At 63.4% G+C, this 20,375-nt stretch carries 15 protein-coding genes and 1 other RNA gene; 8 read left to right on the forward strand and 8 right to left on the reverse strand.

Annotation, left to right across the window (positions count from 1 at the left end; translation table 11 throughout):
• Positions 1–127 precede the first annotated feature (127 nt).
• Positions 128–307, forward strand: coding sequence for a hypothetical protein (locus tag C2H86_RS03430; RefSeq protein ID WP_159411438.1), 180 nt, complete (start codon positions 128–130; stop codon positions 305–307).
• A gap of 71 nt (positions 308–378) precedes the next feature.
• On the opposite strand, the gene ffs is transcribed toward C2H86_RS03430, so the two are convergent.
• The 5 genes from ffs to C2H86_RS03455 all read right to left on the reverse strand — a co-directional run bounded on the left by ffs (position 379) and on the right by C2H86_RS03455 (position 8,394).
• Positions 379–475: signal recognition particle sRNA small type (gene ffs / locus C2H86_RS03435), an RNA gene on the reverse strand.
• Between the two features lie 241 nt (positions 476–716).
• A complete protein-coding gene (gene ligA / locus C2H86_RS03440; RefSeq protein WP_159411439.1) occupies positions 717–3,047 on the reverse strand; it encodes an NAD-dependent DNA ligase LigA in 2,331 nt (776 codons plus the stop codon).
• Between the two features lie 100 nt (positions 3,048–3,147).
• Positions 3,148–4,038 carry a cell division protein ZipA gene (zipA, locus tag C2H86_RS03445; protein WP_159411440.1) on the reverse strand — a complete coding sequence of 297 codons (891 nt, stop codon included), beginning with the start codon at positions 4,036–4,038 and terminating at the stop codon, positions 3,148–3,150.
• 204 nt (positions 4,039–4,242) lie between these two features.
• Positions 4,243–7,731 carry a chromosome segregation protein SMC gene (gene smc, locus C2H86_RS03450; RefSeq protein ID WP_159411441.1) on the reverse strand — a complete coding sequence of 1,163 codons (3,489 nt, stop codon included), beginning with the start codon at positions 7,729–7,731 and terminating at the stop codon, positions 4,243–4,245.
• 3 nt (positions 7,732–7,734) lie between these two features.
• Positions 7,735–8,394: a GntR family transcriptional regulator gene (locus C2H86_RS03455; protein WP_159411442.1), complete on the reverse strand. Its 660-nt coding sequence runs from the start codon at positions 8,392–8,394 to the stop codon at positions 7,735–7,737.
• Positions 8,395–8,661: 267 nt separating this feature from the next.
• On the opposite strand from C2H86_RS03455, the gene xdhA reads away from it, so the two are divergent.
• The 4 genes from xdhA to guaD all read left to right on the forward strand — a co-directional run bounded on the left by xdhA (position 8,662) and on the right by guaD (position 14,801).
• On the forward strand, positions 8,662–10,116 hold the full coding sequence (gene xdhA / locus C2H86_RS03460; RefSeq protein WP_159411443.1) for a xanthine dehydrogenase small subunit: 1,455 nt from the start codon (positions 8,662–8,664) through the stop codon (positions 10,114–10,116).
• A complete protein-coding gene (gene xdhB / locus C2H86_RS03465; protein ID WP_159411444.1) occupies positions 10,109–12,508 on the forward strand; it encodes a xanthine dehydrogenase molybdopterin binding subunit in 2,400 nt (799 codons plus the stop codon). The genes xdhA and xdhB overlap by 8 nt, the downstream gene beginning before the upstream one ends.
• 132 nt (positions 12,509–12,640) lie before the next feature.
• On the forward strand, positions 12,641–13,486 hold the full coding sequence (gene xdhC / locus C2H86_RS03470) for a xanthine dehydrogenase accessory protein XdhC (RefSeq protein ID WP_159411445.1): 846 nt from the start codon (positions 12,641–12,643) through the stop codon (positions 13,484–13,486).
• A 10-nt stretch (positions 13,487–13,496) separates the two neighbouring features.
• Positions 13,497–14,801: a guanine deaminase gene (gene guaD / locus C2H86_RS03475; RefSeq protein WP_159411446.1), complete on the forward strand. Its 1,305-nt coding sequence runs from the start codon at positions 13,497–13,499 to the stop codon at positions 14,799–14,801.
• On the opposite strand, the gene aqpZ is transcribed toward guaD, so the two are convergent.
• Both aqpZ and C2H86_RS03485 read right to left on the reverse strand, forming a co-directional pair.
• Complete coding sequence (gene aqpZ / locus C2H86_RS03480; RefSeq protein WP_159411447.1) at positions 14,798–15,490, reverse strand: aquaporin Z; 693 nt, start codon at positions 15,488–15,490, stop codon at positions 14,798–14,800. The genes guaD and aqpZ overlap by 4 nt on opposite strands.
• Before the next feature lie 146 nt (positions 15,491–15,636).
• The gene (locus C2H86_RS03485) at positions 15,637–16,392 is read right to left on the reverse strand and encodes a GntR family transcriptional regulator (RefSeq protein ID WP_159411448.1); all 756 of its coding nucleotides are present in this window, start codon (positions 16,390–16,392) and stop codon (positions 15,637–15,639) included.
• Positions 16,393–16,677: 285 nt separating this feature from the next.
• Between C2H86_RS03485 and C2H86_RS03490 the strand changes: the two genes are divergently transcribed.
• Positions 16,678–18,027 carry an NCS2 family permease gene (locus C2H86_RS03490; protein WP_159411449.1) on the forward strand — a complete coding sequence of 450 codons (1,350 nt, stop codon included), beginning with the start codon at positions 16,678–16,680 and terminating at the stop codon, positions 18,025–18,027.
• 161 nt (positions 18,028–18,188) lie between these two features.
• Here C2H86_RS03490 and uraH read toward each other — a convergent pair whose 3' ends face one another.
• The gene (uraH, locus tag C2H86_RS03495; RefSeq protein ID WP_054884130.1) at positions 18,189–18,542 is read right to left on the reverse strand and encodes a hydroxyisourate hydrolase; all 354 of its coding nucleotides are present in this window, start codon (positions 18,540–18,542) and stop codon (positions 18,189–18,191) included.
• 376 nt (positions 18,543–18,918) lie between these two features.
• Here uraH and puuE point away from each other — a divergent pair, with 376 nt between their 5' ends.
• Positions 18,919–19,845, forward strand: coding sequence for an allantoinase PuuE (gene puuE / locus C2H86_RS03500; protein ID WP_027921250.1), 927 nt, complete (start codon positions 18,919–18,921; stop codon positions 19,843–19,845).
• Positions 19,845–20,360, forward strand: a complete 516-nt coding sequence (uraD, locus tag C2H86_RS03505; RefSeq protein ID WP_159411450.1) for a 2-oxo-4-hydroxy-4-carboxy-5-ureidoimidazoline decarboxylase — start codon at positions 19,845–19,847, stop codon at positions 20,358–20,360. The genes puuE and uraD overlap by 1 nt, the downstream gene beginning before the upstream one ends.
• Positions 20,361–20,375: the final 15 nt, after the last annotated feature.

Consider the following 20,375-nt stretch of genomic DNA (forward strand, 5'->3'; position numbering starts at 1 on the left):
ACTACAACGACATCTGAAACGAACGAAATCGCGAGATGTTCTGTTATCCCATCATCGTCGGCTCCGCCACATTGGCAGCCCTGAGCGGAATCATCAGCCTTCTGATCAAATGATCAGTGGAACAACCATGCGGCGCTCCATTCAGGAAATACGCGAGGAAATGTACCTTGAGATCGAGGCACTGCAAGAAGACATGCGCAAAGCCAGGTACGCCTCCCCTTGGGAGTTGCTGATACTGTTTGGCATGGGAGCAGGTTTTTCGTTGGTCGTGATCGTTGTCGGCACCTGGATCATGCGACAGCTGTAACCAGCGATCAGAAGATGGATGAGGCGATGCGCCGGTCCGAATGATTTTTCCGACCCCGGAAATGGAGGCGGCCCCACCAGCCACACCCCGGCACTCGATGTTCCCGCTATGGCTGCTCCCTTCCGGGCCTGACCAGGTTAACGGGTAATCAATGCGGGGGGACCGATGGGGCCACCACTACACAGCTCGCCAAGCAGCGAGCCGCGCCATTGTACCGGTCTGGGGCGAAGATACAACCTCTGTGGAAGAAAAAGTCATCATTTCTCAATGACTTGTCTGGGTTGCGCTGGGCAGGGCCGGCCTCTTCGCGGGTAAACCCGCTCCTACAGGTACCGCATATGCCTGCAGGAGCCGCCTTGCCGGGGGCGCCGGCAAGGAGGTCGCGCGGCCTTTAAAAGAACCCACAGGGTCAGACAGTGATGCCGTGCTCTGCCAGGAAGGTTACAAAGGCCTCTTCATCCAGCACCTTCACCCCAAGCTCACTGGCCTTGGCCAGCTTGGACCCGGCGCCAGGGCCTGCCACCACACAGTGGGTCTTGCCTGAAACCGAGCCGGCCACCTTGGCACCCAGCGCCTCCAGCTTCTCCTTGGCGATGTCGCGACTGAAGCGCTCCAGAGACCCTGTCAGCACCCACGTCTGGCCAGCCAGCGGCAGCCCTTCGGCCACCTTCTTTTCGCTACTCCAGTGCATGCCGAAGGCCAACAGCTGGGCCTCGATATCACGAGCCAGCTTCTGGTTGGCCTCATCCTTGAAGAACTCGCGCACCGCCTCGGCCTGTTTCGCCGCCAGGGCCTGGCGCAGGTCGATGCCGTCAGCGGCGATGATCTTGTCCAGGCTATCGAGCCTGGCGACCAGCTTCTCGGCGCCGGTCGGCCCGACCGAGGCGATGTCCAGCTTGGCGATCATGCCGGCAAGGGTCGTGCTGGCGGCGAACTCGGCAGCCAGCTCACCTTCATCTTGCAGCTGCATCCCGCAGGCCAGCAACTGCTCGATGACCTTGCGGTTGTGCTCGTCTTCGAAGAAGTTGTGAATCTCGTAGGCGACTTCCAGGCCGATATCCGGCAGGTAGGTCAGCACCTGCGGCAGCGCCTGCTGTACGCGGGCCAGGCTGCCCAGCGAGCGAGCCAAGACCTTGGCGGTCTCCTCGCCGACATCTGGAATGCCCAATGCGTAGATGAAGCGCGCCAGGCTTGGGCGCTTGCTGGCTTCGATGGCGTCCAGCAGCTTCTTGCTGGAGACCTCGGCAAAGCCCTCCAGGCCGACGATCTGATCGAATTCCAGCTTGTACAAGTCAGCCGGCGAGCTGATCAGGCCTTCATCCACCAGCTGCTCGACGCTTTTCTCGCCCAGGCCATCGATGTCCATGGCGCGGCGGGAGACGTAATGAATGATCGCCTGCTTGAGCTGGGCAGCGCAGGCCAGGCGGCCGACGCAGCGGTACACCGCACCTTCACTGGTGGTTTCCTTGCCCTTGCTGCGCTTGACCAACTGGGTGCGCTCGACCTGCGAGCCACAGACCGGGCATTCGCTCGGCACCTGTACCGGGCGCGCATCGTCGGGACGGCGCTCAAGCACCACCTGCATGACCTGCGGGATCACGTCTCCGGCACGGCGGATGATCACCGTGTCACCGATGCGCAGCCCCAGCCGGGCGATTTCGTCCATGTTGTGCAGGGTGGCGTTGGACACCGTCACACCGGCTACCTTGACCGGCTTCAGGCGCGCCACGGGCGTGACCGCGCCGGTACGGCCGACCTGGAATTCCACGTCCAGCACTTCGGTGAGCTCTTCCATGGCCGGGAACTTGTGGGCAATGGCCCAGCGCGGTTCTCGCGCACGGAAACCCAGCTCGCGCTGGGCAGCCAGGCTGTTGACCTTGAATACCACGCCATCGATCTCGTACGGCAAGCTGTTGCGTCGCTCGCCGATGTCGCGGTAGTAGGCAAGGCACTCTTCAATACCGGCTGCATGCCTGAGCTCGCGGCTGATCGGCAGCCCCCACTGCTTGAGCTGCTCAAGGATGCCAATGTGGCTTTCGCCGATGCTCTCGGAAACCTGCCCGACGCCGTAGCAGCAGAATTCCAGCGGGCGGCTGGCGGTGATCTTCGAGTCCAGCTGGCGCAGGCTTCCGGCAGCGGCGTTGCGCGGGTTTGCAAAGGTCTTGCCGCCCGCTTCAGCCTGGGCCGCATTGAGGCGGTCGAAGCCGGCCTTGCTCATGTACACCTCGCCGCGCACTTCGAGCACGGCGGGCCAGCCTTCGCCCTGCAGCCTGAGCGGGATGTTGCGCACGGTGCGCACGTTGGCGCTGATGTCCTCGCCCGTGGTGCCGTCGCCACGGGTGGCACCCTGCACCAGCTGGCCATCACGGTAGAGCAGGCTCACTGCCAAGCCGTCGAGCTTCGGCTCGCAGCTGAAGTCCACCGCGCCAGGCTGGTCGAGCCCCTCGACCACGCGGCGGCCGAACTCGCGCAGGTCGGCCTCTTCGAAGGCGTTGCCCAGGCTGAGCATCGGCACTTCATGACGTACCTGGCTGAAGGCTGCCAAGGCAGCGCCGCCGACACGCTGGGTGGGCGAGTCGGGGGTAACCAGATGCGGATGCTCGGCTTCGAGCGCCTTGAGTTCATTGAACAGGCGGTCGTATTCGGCATCGGGCACGCTCGGCTCGTCGAGCACGTAGTAGCGGTAGTTGTGCTGGTCGAGTTCGGCGCGCAGTTGGTGGATTCGGGTTTCGGCGGTCATTTTTCAGGTTCTCTTGCAAAGCAAAAGAGCAGCCCAGGGCTGCTCTTGCGCTTGAAACAGGGTGTGCGAGACCGAGGCCAGGTCCGCCCACTTGGGCACATCAGCGCTTCTGGGTCAGCGCACGGCGCTCGAACTCGACGATGCGCTGGCGGTAGTGCTCGATGGTCTGGGCGGTCAGCACGCTGCGCTGGTCGTCCTTCAGTTCGCCATTCAGTTCGTGGGCCAGCTTGCGCGCGGCCGCCACCATCACGTCGAAGGCCTGCTTCGGATGACGTGGGCCTGGCAGGCCGAGGAAGAAGCTCACGGCACGGGTGCTGAAGTGGTCGATGTCGTCCAGGTCGAAGATGCCTGGCTTGACTGCGTTGGCCATGGAGAACAGCACTTCACCGTGACCGGCCATGCTTTCGTGGCGATGGAAGATGTCCATCTCGCCGAAACGCAGGCCGCTTTCGAGGATGTTCTGCAGCAGGGCCGGGCCCTTGAAGCCGCCTTCGTCGCGGGAAATCACGCTGATCACCAGCACTTCCTCGACCGGTGGCAACTCCTTGGTAGCGTTGCCGGTAGCAGCAAAGCCGTTGTTGCGGGTGTTGTCGGCGGCGAAATCTTCGTCGGCATCGGCGAAAAGGTCGGGTTCACGCGGCTCGGCGGCCAGGTTCAGGTCGCCCTGCTGCTGCGCCTCTGCCGTGCGCTTGCCGCGTTTGCTGGCCTTGGCCGGTTTCGGCTCGCGCTCACGTTCGCGCTCACGCGCCGGTGCACTGAGCGACGGCAGGTCGGCCTCGTCCAGTTCAGGCTCCTTCTGGGCATCCAGCACCCGCGACGGGCCGAGCACTTCAGCGCTGCCCTCCTCGTCCGGCAGGTTGGAATAACTGCGATCCAGACGGAATTTCAGCTTGCCTTTTCCGCCGCGCATGCGGCGCCAGCCGTCGAAAAGAATACCGGCGATGACAATGACGCCGATGACGATCAGCCACTCGCGCAGACCGATTTCCATGTAATCCCGTGCCTCTATAAAAATATGCTTGAAAACAAAGGGTTCAAAGCCCTTTAACACGTGGCGCCAACTCTATGTTCTGACAGGCGTTTTACCCACGCAAAAAACGAGTGACATTAAGCTAGCACGACCAAAGACAACTTTACACCGTCTGTCGCACATGACGGGGGCATTTGCCTACAGTTTTCGCCCTATCTTCGCTCATCAGGCGTCCACCATGGCCAGGGCCTCCTCCACATCAACTGCAACAAGACGTGAGCAACCGGGCTCGTGCATGGTCACCCCCATCAATTGATCCGCCATCTCCATGGCAATCTTGTTATGGGTGATGTAGATGAACTGCACGCTTTCACTCATTTCCTTGACCAGCCGGGCGTACCGCCCGACGTTGGCATCGTCCAGCGGCGCATCGACCTCGTCGAGCATGCAGAACGGTGCGGGGTTCAACTTGAAGATGGCAAACACCAGCGCCAATGCGGTCAGTGCCTTCTCGCCGCCGGACAGCAAATGGATGGTGCTGTTCTTCTTGCCTGGCGGACGCGCCATGATCGTCACCCCTGTATCGAGTAGATCTTCGCCCGTCAGTTCCAGATAAGCGCTGCCGCCACCGAAAACTTTTGGAAAAAGTGCCTGTAATCCGGCATTTATCTGATCAAAGGTATCCTTGAAGCGGTTGCGGGTTTCCTTGTCGATCTTGCGGATGACGTTTTCCAGGGTGTCGAGAGCCTCGACCAGGTCGGCGTCCTGGGCGTCAAGGTAACGCTTGCGCTCGGACTGCTGTTCGTACTCCTCGATGGCCGCCAGGTTGATCGCACCCAGGCGCTGGATACGACCTTCGATCTGTTCCAGTTCCTGCTCGGTGCCCTGCTCGCTGGCGTCGGCCTCGACGGTGGCGAGCACGCCCTGCAAATCGTAGCCGTCGGCCAGCAATTGTTCCTGCAAGGTCTTGCGGCGGATGTCCAGGCCCTGGTTTTCCAGGCGCATCTGTTCCAGCTGGCCGCGCAGCAACTGGGCTTGCTGCTCGGCCTGGGTGCGGCGCTTTTCGGCATCGCGCAGTGCGCGATCAGCTTCATCCATGTGCAGGCGCGCCAGGCGCATTTCTTCGTCGACGCTCATGCGCCGCTCCAGCAGCTCTTCGAGCTTCAGGCGCAGTTCTTCGAGCGGCGCCTCACCTTCTTCGAGGTTCAGGCTCAATTGCTCCTGGCGCTCGCTAAGGCGCGCGGCCTGCTGCTCCAGGCGCTCCAGGGCCTGACGGGTGGAGTCGTGCTGCGCACGCAGCGACCCCAGGCGCACGGCCAGCTGGTGGGCGTGGTCCTTGTGCTGGCGGGCTTCCTGGCGGATGCGATCGAGGCCTTCGCGCAGGGTGTCGCGGCGCGCCATCAGCTGTTCACGCTGCTCGGTGTCCTGGGCCATCAGGTCCAGAGCCTCCTGCAGCACCAGGCGTGCCTCACCCAGCTGCTCCTGCTCCAGGGCACGCTGCTCCTGAAGCTCAGCCAGCTCTTCCTGCAGGCGACGACGACGCAGCTCCACCTGCTCGGCGCGGGCGCGGCCGGCGGAGAGGCTGGCCTTGAGTTCGCCGTGCTGGCGGCTTTCATCCTGGGTGCGGCGGCGCAGCTGCTCACGCTGTTCTTCCAGATCGAGTTGCTGCTCGCGGGTTGCCTGAAGCTGCTGGTCCAACTGCTCCAGCGCTGCTTCAAGCTCGAGCTGTTCCTGACCCAGGCGTTCGATTTCCTGACCGCGGGCCAGCACGCCACCTTGGGCCTCGCCACCCCGGCTGACGCGCAGAAAATGGCGGCCAACCCAGTAGCCATCCCGGCTGACCAGGCTCTGCCCTTCAGCCAATGCGGCACGCCGCGCCAGAGCCTCGGCAAGGTCTTCGACCGGCTGCACGCGGCCCAGCCACGGGGTCAGATCAATGCGCCCTTCGACCTTGTCGAGCAGGCTGCCGGGCTGACGCTCGCTGTCGCCAGCCGCCAGCAGCAGGCGCAGCTCACCCTGCTCCAGGCCGCTGAAATCCAGCCCGGCAAAATCGTCCAGCAGCACGGCCTGCAAATCGGCACCGAGCACGGTTTCCACTGCCAGCTCCCAACCCGGCTCCACGCGCAGGCCCTCCGCCAGGCGCGGGCGCTGCTCCAGGCCGTGCTCGCGCAGCCAGTCGGCGGCGCCGACGCCCGGCTCCAGCGCAGCCTGCTGCAGTGCCTCCAGCGAGGCCAGGCGGCCGCCGAGGCGTTGCAGATCACCCTGCTGCTGTTGTTGGGCATGGGTGGCTTGCTGTAGTTGCTCGCGCACGCTTTCCAGGCGCTCGACCACCTGCTCCTCCGACAACTGCAACTCTTCGAGCAGCATCTCGCTGCTGGCCAGTTGCTCGGAGAGATCGAGCAGAGTGACATCCTGTGGCTCCACCCCCAGTTGCTCGCCTTCCTCGACCAGCTTGCGCTGTCGCTCGGCCAGACGCTCCAGGCTGGTTTCCAGCTGCTGCAGGCGCGCCTGCTGTACTTCGGCCTGGCGCCGTGGCTCGGCGGAGCGGGTATTGAAGCCGTCCCACTGCTCCTGCCAGCCGTGCATGCCCAGCTCGGCCTCTTCGAGGGTGGCGGCGGCCTCTTCGGCGGCGGCCAGGGTCAGTTCCTGTTCTGGCTCGAGCATGGCCAGCTCTTCACCCAGGGTGGCCAGCAGGGTGCGGTCATGGCCCAGGTGCGATTCGGTTTCCTGGCGGGTGCGCTCGGCTTCCTTGAAATCGTCCTGCAACTGGCGCAGGCGCTGCTGGCCGTGCTGGATGCTCTGCTCTACCCGGGCGATATCACCGGCCACCGAATAGAAGCGGCCTTGTACCTGGTTGAAGCGCTCTGACAATTCATGGTGGCCGTCACGCAGGCGCTCGATGCTGGCATCGGCATTGCGCTGCTCGGCAACCAGCGCCTCATGGGCAATGTCCTGGTCGCCGATCGCCGTCTCGCGCTGGCGTACACGCTCATCCAGGTCACGCCAGCGCAATGCCGACAGGCGCGCCTTGAGCTGGCGTTCCTGGGCTTTGTATTCACGATACTTCTCGGCGGCCTGGGCCTGGCGGTGCAGGCGTTCGAGCTGGCGTTCCAGCTCTTCGCGCAGGTCGGTCAGCCGCGCCAGGTTCTCCTGGGTGCGGCGGATGCGGCTTTCGGTCTCGCGGCGGCGCTCCTTGTACTTGGAAATGCCGGCCGCCTCTTCGATGAAGTTGCGCAACTCTTCGGGCTTGGCCTCGATCAGCTTGGAGATCATGCCCTGCTCGATGATCGAGTAGCTGCGCGGGCCCAGGCCGGTGCCGAGGAAGATGTCGGTGATGTCCCGACGGCGGCACTTGGTGCCGTTCAGGTAGTAGCTGTTCTGCCCGTCGCGGGTGACCTTGCGGCGGATGGAAATCTCGGCATAAGCGGCGTATTCACCCAGCAAGGTGGTTTCGCTGTTGTCGAACACCAGCTCGATGCTGGCCTGGCTCACCGGCTTGCGGCTGGTGGAGCCGTTGAAGATGACATCGGTCATCGACTCGCCGCGCAGGTTCTTCGCCGAACTTTCGCCCATCACCCAGCGCACCGCGTCGATGATGTTGGACTTGCCGCAGCCGTTGGGGCCGACCACGGCCGCCATGTTGCTGGGGAAGTTGACCGTGGTCGGGTCGACGAACGACTTGAACCCGGCCAGACGAATGCACTTCAGGCGCATCGGTCAGCCCCGGGCCAGCGCCGCCAGCACCAGTTCGCAGCTGCGCTGGCCATAGGCGGTGAGCACCTCGCGGATGCGCGACAGGTCACGGGCAACCACGGCATCGAGCAGGCGGGCGAACAGGTCGAGGTAGTCGTCCATGTTGGCCTGGCGCTGGTCCAGGGCCAGGTAGTAGGCGCGACTCATGGCCGGCTGCAGGTTTTCCACGGTTTCCTGCAGATAAGGGTTGTCGGCGAAGGGGTAGGCAGCACGCATCACCGCGAAGCTCTCGGCGACGAACACCTTGATGTCCTGATGATCGCGCGCCTGCTGCAGGCGTTGCTGGATGTTCAGGAACGGGCGCAGGTCGGTTTCCAGGCGCCATTTCTGGGCAACGGCGTTGCCGAGCAGGATGTAGAACTCGCCCATCAGGGTGCACAGGCTGCGCACACTGCGCTCGTCCAGTTCGGTGACATGGGCGCCACGTCGCGGCAGGATCGCGATCAAATGGCGACGTTCGAGGATCAACAGCGCTTCGCGCACCGAGCCGCGGCTGACGCTGAGGGCCTGGGTGACCTTCTGCTCCTGGATCCGCTCACCGGGCGCAAGCTCGCCACGAATGATGCGTTCGGCCAGGTAGTCGGCAATCTGCTCGGAGAGGCTGTCCGGCGCCTTGAACGTCATGGTTTTCCTTCAAAATCATTGAACTGGGCACAAGGGAGCGATTGTAGCGCACTTGCCCAGCGCACGCGCAGAGGGGCATGGCGCTTTATTTGACCTGCCAGGCAGCCGGCCGCACGGCGCGATCTATGCTTGTGATAAGGGCACTGTGTTCGGCTGGGCACCGACATGCGCAATTTCCTGACCTTTGAGTCAGAAAAATATTGACCGCCGCGACAGGTCTGCTTATTGTCCGCCCAACAACAATAAAACCATTGCGAGGCCATCCCCGTGATCCAGTTTCTCGTCAACCAGGAGCTGCGTAGTGAGCATGCCCTGGACCCGAACATGACGGTGCTGCAGTACCTGCGTGAGCACCTGGGCAAACCCGGCACCAAGGAAGGCTGCGCCAGTGGCGACTGCGGCGCCTGTACCGTGGTGGTCGGCGAGCTTGTCCAGGATGAACAGGGCGAGGACAGCCTGCGCTACCGCAGCCTGAACTCCTGCCTGACCTTCGTCTCCTCCTTGCACGGCAAGCAACTGATCAGCGTCGAAGGCCTCAAGCACAACGGCCAACTGCATAGCGTGCAGCAGGCCATGGCCGATTGCCATGGCTCGCAATGCGGCTTCTGCACCCCTGGCTTCGTCATGTCGCTGTTCGCCCTGCAGAAGAACAGCCAGGGCGCCGACCTGCATCAGGCCCAGGAAGCCCTGGCCGGCAACCTGTGCCGTTGCACCGGCTACCGCCCGATCCTCGACGCCGCCGAGCAAAGCTGCCGCCTGCCCTGCCGCGACCAGTTCGACGCTCAGCAGGGGCAGACCATCGCCCGCCTCAAGGCCATCGCCCCGACCCAGACCGGCGAGCTCAACAGCGGCGACAAGCGCTGCCTGGTGCCGCTGACCGTGGCCGACCTGGCCGACCTGTACAGCTCGCACCCTGAAGCCCGCCTGCTGGCCGGCGGTACCGACCTGGCGCTGGAAGTCACCCAGTTCCACAAGACCCTGCCGGTGATGATCTACGTCGGCCACGTCGCTGAACTCAAGCGCATCGACAAGACCACCAGCCACCTGGAAATCGGCGCCGCCACACCGCTTACCGACTGCTACGGCGCACTCAACGAGGAATACCCGGACTTCGGCGACCTGCTGCACCGCTTCGCCTCGCTGCAAATCCGCAACCAGGGCACCCTCGGCGGCAACATCGGCAACGCCTCGCCCATCGGCGACTCGCCGCCCCTGCTGATCGCCCTGGATGCGCAGGTGGTCCTGCGCCAGGGCGAGCGCCAGCGGGTCATGCCACTGGAAGACTACTTCATCGACTACCGCATCACGGCCCGCCAGGACAGTGAGTTCATCGAGAAGATCATCGTGCCACGCGCCAGCAACGACTGGGCCTTCCGTGCCTATAAAGTGTCCAAACGCCTGGACGACGATATCTCCGCCGTGTGCGGCGCCTTCAACCTGAGCATCGAAGACGGCGTGGTCAGCGGCGTGCGCATTGCCTTCGGCGGCATGGCGGCCATCCCGAAACGCGCCCGCGCCTGCGAAGCGGCCTTGCGCGGCAAACCGTGGACCCAGGCCAGCGTCGAACGCGCCTGCCAGGCCCTGGCCGAGGACTTCACCCCGCTCAGCGACTTCCGCGCCAGCAAGGAATACCGCCTGCTGACCGCGCAGAACCTGCTGCGCAAGTACTTCATCGAACAGCAAACGCCCTACATCGAGACCCGGGTGACCGACTATGTCTAACCATCACGTAGCCAAGAGCCAGGCCGAGATGGCCGAACTGTTCAGCCAGGACCTGACCACCGGGGTCGGCCGCAGTGTCAAGCACGACAGCGCCGACAAGCATGTGTCGGGCGAAGCGCTGTACATCGACGACCGCCTGGAATTCCCCAACCAGCTGCACGTCTATGCGCGCACCGCAGACCGTGCCCATGCGCGCATCCTGCGCATCGACACCACGCCCTGCTACGCCTTCGAAGGCGTGCGCATCGCCATCACCCACGAAGACATCCCGGGCCTGAAGGACATCGGCCCGGTAGTCGCCGGCGACCCGCTGCTGGCCATCGACAAGGTCGAGTTCTTCGGCCAGCCGGTACTCGCCGTGGCGGCCCGCGACCTGGAAACTGCGCGCCGTGCAGCCATGGCCGCCATCGTCGAGTACGAAGACCTGGAACCGGTGCTGGACGTGGTCGATGCCCTGCGCAAAAAGCACTTCGTGCTCGACAGCCACACCCACCAGCGCGGCGATTCGACCGCCGCCCTGGCCAGCGCCCCGCACCGCCTGCAAGGCACCCTGCACATCGGCGGCCAGGAGCATTTCTACCTGGAAACCCAGATCTCCTCGGTGATGCCCACCGAGGACGGCGGCATGATCGTCTACTGCTCCACGCAGAACCCCACCGAAGTGCAGAAGCTGGTCGCCGAAGTGCTCGACGTGCCGATGAACAAGGTGGTACTGGACATGCGCCGCATGGGCGGCGGCTTCGGCGGCAAGGAAACCCAGGCGGCAAGCCCGGCCTGCCTGTGCGCGGTGGTCGCGCGCCTGACCGGCCAGCCGACCAAGATGCGCCTGCCACGGGTCGAAGACATGACCATGACCGGCAAGCGCCACCCGTTCTATGTGGAGTACGACGTCGGCTTCGACGACGACGGCCGCCTGCACGGCATCAACCTCGACCTGGCTGGCAACTGCGGCTACTCGCCCGACCTGTCCGGCTCGATCGTCGACCGCGCCATGTTCCACTCCGACAACGCCTACTACCTGGGCGATGCCACCGTGCACGGCCACCGCTGCAAGACCAACACCGCCTCCAACACCGCCTACCGCGGCTTCGGTGGCCCGCAGGGGATGGTCGCCATCGAACAGGTGATGGACCACATCGCCCGCCACCTGGGCCGCGACCCGCTGGCCGTGCGCAAGGCCAACTATTACGGCAAGACCGAGCGCAACGTCACCCACTACTACCAGACCGTCGAGCACAACATGCTCGAGGAGATGACCGCCGAACTGGAAGCCAGCAGCGACTACGCCGAGCGCCGCGAGTCGATCCGCCGCTTCAACGCCAACAGCCCGGTGCTGAAGAAGGGCCTGGCGCTGACCCCGGTCAAGTTCGGCATCTCGTTCACCGCCACCTTCCTCAACCAGGCCGGCGCGCTGATCCACATCTACACCGACGGCAGCATCCACCTGAACCACGGCGGCACCGAGATGGGCCAGGGCCTGAACACCAAGGTGGCACAGGTGGTGGCACAGGTGTTCCAGGTCGACTTCAGCCGCATCCAGATCACCGCAACCAATACCGACAAGGTGCCCAACACCTCGCCGACCGCGGCTTCGAGTGGCGCCGACCTGAACGGCAAGGCCGCCCAGAACGCCGCCGAGATCCTCAAGAAGCGCCTCACCGAGTTTGCCGCACGGCACTACCAGGTGACCGAGGAAGACGTCGAGTTCCGCAACGGCCATGTGCGCGTGCGTGACCAGATCGTCAGCTTCGAGCAACTGGTGCAGCAGGCCTACTTCGCCCAGGTGTCGCTGTCGACCACCGGCTTCTACCGCACGCCGAAGATCTACTACGACCGCAGCCAGGCGCGCGGCCGGCCGTTCTACTACTTCGCCTTCGGCGCCGCCTGCGTGGAAGTGATCGTCGACACCCTGACCGGCGAGTACAAGATGCTGCGCGCCGACATCCTGCATGACGTGGGCGACTCGCTGAACCCGGCCATCGACATCGGCCAGGTCGAGGGCGGCTTCATCCAGGGCATGGGCTGGCTGACCACCGAAGAGCTGGTGTGGAACGCCAAGGGCAAGCTGATGACCAACGGCCCGGCCAGCTACAAGATCCCAGCGGTGGCCGACATGCCACTGGACCTGCGGGTGAAGCTGGTGGAGAACCGCAAGAACCCGGAAGACACCGTGTTCCATTCCAAGGCCGTGGGCGAGCCGCCGTTCATGCTTGGCATCGCTGCCTGGTGTGCGCTCAAGGACGCCGTGGCCAGCATCGCCGACTACCGCGTGCAGCCACAGGTGGATGCACCGGCAACACCGGAGCGGGTGTTGTGGGGTTGCGAGCAGATGCGCAAGGCGGTGGCCGATGCACAACCTGCCCAAGCCGAACTGGAAACCGTGACTCACTGACAGCGAGGAACCCTGTGGGAGCGGGCTTGCCCGCGAATGCGAAGGTAGCCTTACCGCCCTCTTCGCGGCGGTTCGGCGCCCCGACAAGCCCGCTCCCACAGGACCTGCGGCGCGACATAGAGAGGTTGCATCATGCACCAATGGATCAACGCCCTCGCCGACCACCAGTCCCGCGGCGAAGCCTGCGTGCTGGTGACCATCATCGAGGAGCGCGGCTCGACCCCGCGCAACGCTGGCTCGAAGATGGTCGTCAGCGGCACCGGCCTGTTCGACACCATCGGCGGCGGCCACCTGGAATACAAGGCCCTGCACATCGCCCGGCAGATGCTCGAGGAACACCGCAACACCCCGCACCTGGAGCGCTTCAGCCTCGGTGCCAGCCTCGGCCAGTGCTGTGGCGGTGCCACCGTGCTGCTGTTCGAGCCAATGGCTGCGGTGCAAGCGCACATCGCCGTGTTCGGCGCGGGCCATGTCGGCCGTGCTCTGGTACCCTTGCTCGCCGCGCTGCCCTGCCGGGTGCGCTGGATCGACTCGCGTGAACAGGAATTCCCCGAACTCATCCCCAACGGGGTGAGCAAGGTCGTCAGTGAAGAACCGGTCGACGAAGTCGCAGACCTGCCGCCAGGCAGCTACTGCATCGTCATGACCCACAATCACCAGCTCGACCTGGAACTGACCGCCGCCATTCTCAAGCGCAACGATTTCACCTGGTTCGGCCTGATCGGCTCGAAGACCAAGCGGGTCAAGTTCGAGCACCGCCTGCGCGAGCGCGGCTACGACGATGCCGTGCTGGCGCGCATGCGCTGCCCGATGGGCCTGCCCGAGGTCAAGGGCAAGCTGCCGATCGAGATTGCCGTGTCCATCGCTGGCGAAATCATTGCCACCTACAACGCCTGCTTCGGCCAGCACGACGCTGCCGCCAACGCCGGCCCCATTGCCCAGTTGCTGCCGCCCTCCCGGCGCAGCCAAGCCATTTGACGAGTGTGTTATGACCGTTACCCGCAAAGCCTACCGTGCCGCCATCCTGCACAGCATCGCCGACCCGGCCGAGGTAGGCCTGGACGCTTCCCATGAGTACTTCGAGGACGGCCTGCTGGTGATCGACGATGGCCGCATCAGTGCCGTCGGCCCTGCCAGCGAGCTGCTGCCGAACCTCGCAGCCGACATCGAGGTGGTGCATTACCAGGACGCGCTGATCACCCCGGGCTTCATCGATACCCACATCCACTTCCCGCAGACCGGCATGATCGGTTCCTACGGCGAACAACTGCTGGACTGGCTGAATACCTACACCTTCCCTTGCGAGAAGCAGTTCGCCGACAAGGACCACGCCGACAAGGTAGCGAAGATCTTCCTCAAGGAACTGCTGCGCAACGGCACCACAACCGCTCTAGTGTTCGGCAGCGTGCACCCGCAGTCGGTCAATGCCCTGTTCGAAGAAGCCGAGCGCCTGGACCTGCGGATGATTGCAGGCAAGGTGATGATGGACCGCAACGCCCCGGACTACCTGACCGACACCGCCGAGTCCGGTTACACCGAGAGCAAGCAGCTGATCGAGCGCTGGCACGGCAAGGGTCGCCTGCACTATGCCGTGACCCCACGCTTCGCCCCGACCAGCACGCCGGAGCAACTGGCCCTGGCCGGTCAGTTGCTGAAGGAATACCCAGGCCTGTACATGCACACTCACCTGTCCGAGAACCTCAAGGAAATCGACTGGGTGAAAGAGCTGTTCCCCGAGCAGAAAGGCTACCTGGACGTCTACGACCACTTCGAGCTGCTCAGCGAGCGCTCGGTGTTCGCCCACGGCGTGCACCTGTGCGACAGCGAATGCCAGCGCCTGGCGGAAACCGGCTCGGCCGTGGCCTTCTGCCCGACCTCCAACCTGTTCCTCGGCAGCGGCCTGTTCAACCTGCCCCAGGCCGAGCGCTTCAAGGTCAATGTGGGCCTGGGTACCGACGTCGGTGCCGGCACCAGCTTCTCGCTGCTCAACACCCTGAACGAGGCCTACAAGGTGATGCAGCTGCAAGGCGCACGCCTGCACCCGTACAAGTCGCTGTACCTGGCCACCCTCGGCGGCGCTCGCGCCTTGCGCCTGGACGACCGTATCGGCAGCCTGCGCCCGGGCAACGATGCCGACTTCGTGGTGCTCGACTACAAGGCCACGCCGCTGCTGGACTACCGCATTCAGCAGTCCAGCAGCATCGAGGAAACCCTGTTCGTGCTAACCACCCTGGGTGACGACCGCACCGTGCGCGAAACCTACGCCGCCGGGCGTTGCGTGCACCAGCGCTAAGGCTCTTTCGCAAGGCCCCGGTATAGCGCGCCGCCAATCGCAGCCCCGATCAGCGGCGCCACCCAGAACAGCCACAGCTGCTGCAGGGCCCAGCCGCCGACGAACAATGCCGGCCCCGTGCTACGCGCGGGGTTGACCGAGGTATTGGTCACCGGGATCGAGATCAGGTGGATCAGGGCCAGGCCAATGGCAATCGGCGCGAAGCCTGCCGGGGCACGGGCGTCGGTGGCGCCCATGATCACCACCAGGAACATCGCCGTCATCACCACTTCACTGACAAAGCCCGCGCCCAGTGTGTAGCCGCCAGGCGAATGGTCCGCGTAGCCGTTGGATGCAAGGCCCGAGGACAGCTCGAAGCCGGCCTTGCCGCTGGCGATGAGATAGATCACCCCAGCTGCCAGGATGGCGCCGATCACCTGGGCGATCACATACGGCAACAGCTCTTTGGCCGGGAAACGTCCACCCACCACCAGCCCAAACGACACGGCGGGGTTGAGATGACAACCGGAGATATGACCGATGGCGAAGGCCATGGTCAGCACGGTAAGACCGAAAGCGAAGGCGACACCGAGCACACCGATGCCGATAGGGGAACTGGCTGCAAGTACGGCACTGCCACAGCCACCAAGAACCAACCAGAAGGTGCCGACCAGCTCGGCGCCCATCCGTGTACCTAGAGACATGGTCATCGACCTATCCTCAAGTAGTGGAACGCAATGGATGCGCAAGCCCAACTGCTTGATGAAGGTTTGCTCACAAGAATTTAGCAGACGTTTGGTTATTGGCCAGAAATGGCTGGGGCCGCTTCGCGCCCCTCAATCACCCAGGCAAACGATCAACCCTTGGCGGTCGCCTTAGGCTTTTTCAGCAGATGCGAGAACACCGCATGCAGGTCGTCCGAGGCGCTCTCCTCGTCCAGGTTCAGCTTGCTGTCGATATGGTCCATGTGGTGCATCATCAGGCTCACCGCCTGTTCGGCATCACGCGCCTCAATCGCATCGATCAGTTGCATGTGCTCGTCGTATGAGCAGTGCGAGCGCGTGCCGGTCTCATACTGGGCAATGATCAGCGAAGTCTGCGACACCAGGCTGCGCTGGAAGCTGACCAGCGGGGCGTTGCCTGCGGCTTCGGCCAACTTGAGGTGGAACTCGCCGGAAAGGCGGATACCAGCACCGCGGTCGCCACGGGAGAAGCTGTCGCGCTCCTCTCGCACCATCTGGCGCAGCTCGTTGAGCTGCTCCAGCGTCGCGTGCTGCACGGCCAGTTCGGTAATGGCACGTTCGACCATGCGCCGCGAGAAGAACACCTGACGCGCCTCTTCCACCGTCGGGCTGGCCACCACGGCACCGCGGTTCGGCCGCAGCAGCACCACGCTTTCGTGGGCCAGGCGCGACAGGGCGCGGCGGATGATGGTGCGGCTGACGCCAAAGATCTCACCCAGCGCTTCCTCGCTCAACTTGGTGCCCGGCGCCAATCGCTGCTCGAGGATCGCCTCGAAGATGTGCGCATAGACGATGTCGTCCTGGGTACCACTGCGGCCGGCCTTGCCAGTGCGCGCAGGTTTTTTCAGAGGTTGCAGCTGTTCGTTCATGGGCTCTCGAGGCACGAAGAGAAAGTATGGCGCCATTGTACACAGGCTGAGGCGATTCCGCAGGGGGCGTTTTACCTATATAGCCGTTATACGACGCATTGCGCATACAAAAGATAAAACATTATTTGCATTCTTTGTACACAAAAGCATAATCCACCGAGCAACATCTTGACCCGTGAGTCAACAAAACGCGTCAGACGTCTGCCTTCCCTCGCGGAGCCACCAAGTGCATTGCTCAGGACAATGGCTCCAACAACAACAAGAAAGACTTGAGGAGTACTCGCTGTGGAAAGCCGCAAATCCGAAGCCCCTACGCTGGATCTCGCGCCACCGCTCGAAACGAGTTGGCTGGAACGGATTTTCAAACTCAAGCAACACGGCAGCACTGTCAGAACCGAACTGATCGCCGGGGTGACCACCTTCATCACCATGGCGTACATCATCTTCGTCAACCCCAACATCATGGCCGACGCCGGCATCGACCATGGTGCCGCCTTCGTCGCCACCTGCATCGCCGCCGCGCTGGGCTGCCTGCTGATGGGCCTGTACGCCAACTGGCCGGTGGGCCTGGCGCCAGGCATGGGCCTGAATGCCTTCTTTACCTATACCGTGGTCGGCACCATGGGCTACAACTGGGAAACGGCGCTGGGGGCGGTATTCGTCTCGGGCGTGCTGTTCATGTTCCTCACCCTGTCAAAAGTGCGCGAATGGCTGCTTAACAGCATCCCGGTGAGCCTGCGCCATGCCATGGGGGCCGGCGTCGGATTGTTCCTCGGGCTGATCGGCCTGAAGACCGCGGGCATCATCGTCGACAGCCCGGCCACCTTGATCAAGCTGGGTTCACTGCATGAGCCAGGGCCGCTGCTGGCGGCAGTGTGCTTCCTGCTGATCGCCATCCTCAGCTACAAGCGCGTGTTCGGCGCGATCCTGATCAGCATCATCGGCGTCACCCTGGCCGGCTGGGGCCTGGGGCTGGTGAAGTTTGGCGGGGTGATGTCGATGCCGCCGAGCCTGGCACCGACCTGGATGGCCATGGACGTGGCCGGCGTGTTCAACGTCAGCATGATCAGCGTGGTGCTGGCGTTCCTGTTCGTGCACATGTTCGACACTGCCGGCACGCTGATGGGCGTGGCCCAGCGAGCCAACTTGGTGGCGCCGGATGGCCGCATTGAAAACCTGTCGCGGGCGTTGAAGGCCGACAGTGCTTCGAGCGTGTTTGGTGCTGTGGTCGGCGTACCACCGGTGACCAGCTACGTGGAAAGTGCTGCCGGCGTGGCCGCAGGTGGCCGGACCGGCCTGACTGCAGTAGTGGTGGGCATTCTGTTCGTCGCCGCGATGTTCTTCGCGCCACTGGCAGGAATGATCCCGGCTTACGCAACTGCCGGCGCGCTGATCTATGTAGCGATGCTGATGATGGGCAGCATGGCGCACATTCATTGGGACGAAGCCACCGACAGCATTCCGGCGATCGTCACCGTGATCATGATGCCACTGACCTTCTCCGTCGCCGATGGCATCGCCCTGGGCTTCATCAGCTATGTGGCATTGAAGGCAGGTACCGGCAAGTACAAGGAAATCTCCGCCAGCCTGTGGGTGCTGTGCGCGATCTTCATTGCCAAGTTCGTGTTCCTCTGACCCTCACCGCACCAACCAAGGGCGCTTCGGCGCCCTTTCTTTATTTCTATAGCCTGTCCCGCGAAGAGGCCAGCAAAGGGTTTACAAAAACAGCAGACGAAAAAAAGCCCGCCAGTGTGGGAGCGGGCCAAAGGACCTACGAAGATTCTTCTAGCGACCAACTAGCTTCCGCGATAGGTCGAATAGCTGTACGGCGAGATCAGCAGCGGCACGTGGTAGTGCTCCTGCTTTTCATCAATGCCGAAACGCAGCACGACAACATCCAAAAATGCAGTGTCCGGCAGCTGCACGCCGCGGGCACGGTAGTAGGCGCCAGCGCTGAACTGCAGCTGGTAGACGCCGGTACGGTAATCGTCACCTTGCAGCAGCGGCGCGTCGACGCGGCCATCGCTGTTGGTCAGGGCAGTGTTCACCAGCTCCAGTTGCTGGCCTTCGACGCGATACAGCTCGACCTTGATCGAGCTGCCTGGGCAGCCATGCGCGGCATCCAGTACGTGTGTGGTCAAACGTCCCATCTGCTTGTCGCCTCTTGTTCAATCTATGGGCAAAAAATACACAGCCAACGCCCCAGCTCAGGGCCTGCGATGTGCGGGAATGACGTCATTAAGACATTTCATCGCCAGATTGTACACAATTTTTTGATCCCTTCTGTCGCAGCCCCGATAAACCGGCCATCAGTCGCAAATACAGACGCCGTGCAGAGCCTTACACCATTAGCTGACCAATCAGGCAGGTTTCTTGCAACGCATTCTCATGCGACAAAAGGGAAGAAATGCGGAAAAACAGGCTTACAAAAGATTTCAGAAGTTGTATACAATCAGCCCATCCGGTGGTGCGACATCCCGACGCGGCCCGCCCACCCCGCACCAACACACAAGAAGGAAGACTGCAGTGAGCGCTGACTACCCTCGCGACCTGATCGGTTACGGCAACAACCCTCCTCACCCGCAATGGCCGGGCAACGCTCGCATCGCGCTGTCTTTCGTCCTCAACTACGAAGAAGGCGGCGAACGCAACATCCTGCACGGTGACAAAGAGTCCGAAGCCTTCCTGTCCGAGATGGTAGCCGCCCAGCCCCTGCAGGGTGCGCGCAACATGAGCATGGAATCGCTGTACGAGTACGGTAGCCGCGCCGGCGTTTGGCGCCTGCTCAAGCTGTTCAAGGACAGCGGCGTTCCACTGACCATCTTCGCCGTGGCCATGGCCGCCCAGCGCCACCCCGACGTGATCCGTGCCATGGCCGAAGCCGGCCACGAGATCTGCAGCCACGGCTACCGCTGGATCGACTACCAGAACATGGATGAGGCCCAGGAGCGCGAGCACATGCTCGAAGCCATCCGCATCCTCACCGAACTCACCGGCGAACGCCCAGTGGGCTGGTACACCGGCCGCACCGGCCCGAACACCCGCCGCCTGGTAATGGAGGAAGGTGGCTTCCTCTATGACAGCGACACCTACGACGACGACCTGCCCTACTGGGAGCCGAACAACCCGACCGGCAAGCCGCACCTGGTGATCCCGTACACCCTCGACACCAACGACATGCGCTTCACCCAGGTACAGGGCTTCAACTGCGGCGAGCAGTTCTTCCAGTACCTGAAAGACGCTTTCGACGTGCTCTACGCCGAAGGCGCCGAAGCACCGAAGATGCTGTCCATCGGCCTGCACTGCCGCCTGGTCGGCCGCCCGGCGCGCCTGGCTGCACTCAAGCGCTTCGTCGATTACGCCAAGAGCCATGACCAGGTCTGGTTCGCCCGTCGCGTGGACATCGCCCGCCACTGGCACGCCACCCACCCGTACAAGAAAGAGAACGCCTGATGACCGCCTTCAAGACCCTCAAGCCATCCGCCCTGGACCGTGACACCTTCGTCAAGGTATTCGCCGACATCTACGAGCACTCGCCGTGGGTCGCCGAAAAAGCCTACGACCTGGGCCAGTTGGGCGAACTGGACGAGATCGAGGCGCTGCACCAGCGCATGAGCGACATCCTGCTCAGCGCCAATCACGCCGACCAACTGGCGCTGATCAACGCTCACCCGGACCTGGCCGGCAAGGCCGCCATCCAGGGTGAGCTGACCGAATCGAGCACCAACGAGCAGGCCGGCGCCGGCATCCATGAGTGCACCGCCGAAGAGTTCGCCCGGTTCACCGAACTGAACGACGCCTACAAGGCCAAGTTCCAGTTCCCGTTCATCATGGCGGTCAAGGGCAGCAACCGGCACCAGATCCTCGCCGCCTTCGAAAAACGTATCCACAACGATACCGATGCCGAATTCAAGGAAGCCCTGGCGCAGATCAACCTGATCGCCCTGTTCCGCCTGCTGCAGCTGTAAGCAACAGCCGAACCC

The sequence above is a fragment of the Pseudomonas putida genome, assembly GCF_009883635.2.
Classification (GTDB): Bacteria; Pseudomonadota; Gammaproteobacteria; order Pseudomonadales; family Pseudomonadaceae; genus Aquipseudomonas; species Aquipseudomonas putida_W.